The organism is Streptomyces sp. AC550_RSS872 (assembly GCF_019049285.1).
Lineage (GTDB): Bacteria > Actinomycetota > Actinomycetes > Streptomycetales > Streptomycetaceae > Streptomyces.
Genome location: NZ_JAGMUL010000145.1, coordinates 1 through 1,869, shown reverse-complemented (window position 1 = coordinate 1,869; position 1,869 = coordinate 1). Strand labels below are relative to the sequence as shown.

Genomic DNA, 1,869 nt, shown 5'->3' with positions numbered 1-1,869 from the left:
GGGGGGGGGGGGGGGGGGAGCAGGGCCTGACGTGCCTGCGCCGTCGTGAACGTAGGGGGCGAGGCGATTTGATACGTAGAGATGGTGGGGGCGGAGTTCCCGTCGTTTGACTATGCGCCACGAACCCGCAGGCCAGAGCCTTATACCAAGGGATATCCCAGGGACTCTTCAGGGACTTTCACGTCTGTCCCAGGGAGTTCCAGGGACTTTCCGCCGCGTAAGCAGGAAAGGCCCGGACAGCGCTGAAAGACACGAACGCGCTGGTCAGGGCCCATCCCCTCAGCACTCGATGATGTTGACCGCCAGCCCCCCGCGCGCCGTCTCCTTGTACTTCACCGACATGTCCGCCCCGGTGTCCTTCATCGTCTTGATGACCTTGTCCAGGGACACCTTGTGCGAGCCATCCCCCCGCATGGCCATCCGCGCCGCCGTGACAGCCTTGACCGCGGCCATGCCGTTGCGCTCGATGCAGGGGATCTGGACGAGGCCGCCGACCGGGTCGCAGGTCAGGCCGAGGTTGTGCTCCATGCCGATCTCGGCGGCGTTCTCGACCTGCTCCGGGGAGCCGCCGAGGACCTCGGCGAGCGCGCCCGCCGCCATCGAGCAGGCCGAGCCGACCTCGCCCTGGCAGCCGACCTCGGCGCCGGAGATGGAGGCGTTCTCCTTGAAGAGCATGCCGATGGCGCCGGCGGCGAGCAGGAAGCGGACGACCCCGTCCTCGTCGGCGCCGGGCACGAAGTTGATGTAGTAGTGCAGGACGGCGGGGATGATGCCCGCCGCGCCGTTGGTCGGGGCCGTGACAACCCGGCCGCCCGCCGCGTTCTCCTCGTTCACGGCCATCGCGTACAGCGTGATCCACTCCATGGCGAGTGCCTTGGCGTCGCCCTCGGAGCGCAGCTTGCGGGCCGTGTTCGCGGCCCGGCGGCGGACCTTCAGGCCGCCCGGCAGGATGCCCTCGCGGGACATGCCGCGCGACACGCACTCCCGCATGACCCGCCATATCTCCAGCAGGCCCGCCCGGATCTCCTCCTCCGTGCGCCAGGCCCGCTCGTTCTCCAGCATCAGCGAGGAGATCGACAGGCCCGTCTCCTGGGTCAGGCGCAGCAGCTCGTCTCCCGTGCGGAACGGGTACTTCAGGACCGTGTCGTCGAGCTTGATCCGGTCCGCGCCGACCGCGTCCTCGTCGACGACGAAGCCGCCGCCCACCGAGTAGTAGGTCTTCGACAGCAGCTCCGCCCCCGACGCGTCGAAGGACCGGATCGTCATGCCGTTCGCGTGGTAGGGGAGTGCCTTGCGGCGGTGCAGGATCAGGTCGTCGTCGAAGGAGAACGGGATGTCGCGCTCGCCGAGCAGCCGCAGCAGGCCCGCCTCCTTGATCGCCTCGACCCGCTCGTCCGCCGTCTCCACGTCCACCGTGCGCGGCGAGGCGCCCTCCAGGCCGAGCAGCACCGCCTTCGGGGTGCCGTGGCCGTGGCCGGTGGCGCCGAGGGAGCCGTACAGCTCGGCTCGTACGGCTGCTACGGAGTCCAGCAGACCCTCGTTGCGCAGGCGGCGGGCGAACATACGGGCCGCACGCATCGGGCCGACCGTGTGGGAGCTGGACGGGCCGATGCCGATCGAGAACAGGTCGAAGACCGAGATGGCCACGGTGGGACTCCTCAATACGGGGTGGAACAGGGGCGTGGGGTGTCCCGCTCACCTACGAGTGTGCGGGACACCCCACAAAAAGGGACTACTTGTTCAGACCGGGGTACAGCGGGTGCTTGTCGGCCAGGGCCTTGACCCGGGTCTTGAGCGCGTCCGCGTCGGCCGCTCCGAAGGGAGAGGGCGCCTTGAGCGTCTCGGCGATGACGTCCGCGACCTCGGCGA

At 69.2% G+C, this 1,869-nt stretch carries 1 protein-coding gene and 1 pseudogene; both read right to left on the bottom strand.

The features are described from left to right. Positions 1-279 precede the first annotated feature (279 nt). Positions 280-1,647 carry an L-serine ammonia-lyase gene (locus tag KUM44_RS36685; RefSeq protein ID WP_217214093.1) on the bottom strand — a complete coding sequence of 456 codons (1,368 nt, stop codon included), beginning with the start codon at positions 1,645-1,647 and terminating at the stop codon, positions 280-282. Positions 1,648-1,732: 85 nt separating this feature from the next. Beyond that, positions 1,733-1,869, bottom strand: a pseudogene (locus tag KUM44_RS46260) (serine hydroxymethyltransferase); the annotation flags it as partial.